This is a genomic window from Streptococcus mitis, assembly GCF_946190375.1.
Classification (GTDB): domain Bacteria; phylum Bacillota; class Bacilli; order Lactobacillales; family Streptococcaceae; genus Streptococcus; species Streptococcus mitis_CJ.
In genome coordinates, this window is record NZ_CAMIAF010000099.1 from 1 (window position 1) to 255 (window position 255).

Below are 255 nucleotides of genomic sequence, written 5' to 3' on the forward strand. Positions count from 1 at the left end.
AGCCAATCAGCAAGCACAAGCGCATCTGAGTCAGCCTCAACAAGTGCCTCAGAATCAGCAAGCACATGCGCTTCTGAGTCAGCGTCAACAAGTGCAAGCGAGTCAGCAAGCACATCAGCTTCTGAATCAGCGTCAACAAGTGCATCAGCTTCAGCAAGCACATCAGCATCTGAGTCAGCGTCAACAAGTGCTTCAGAATCAGCAAGCACATCCGCATCTGAGTCAGCATCAACAAGTGCGTCAGCTTCAGCAAGC

General features: G+C 51.0%; 1 pseudogene. It reads right to left on the minus strand.

Annotation, left to right across the window (positions count from 1 at the left end):
* Positions 1 to 255 (minus strand): annotated as a pseudogene (locus N8M09_RS11010) (MSCRAMM family adhesin SdrC); the annotation flags it as partial.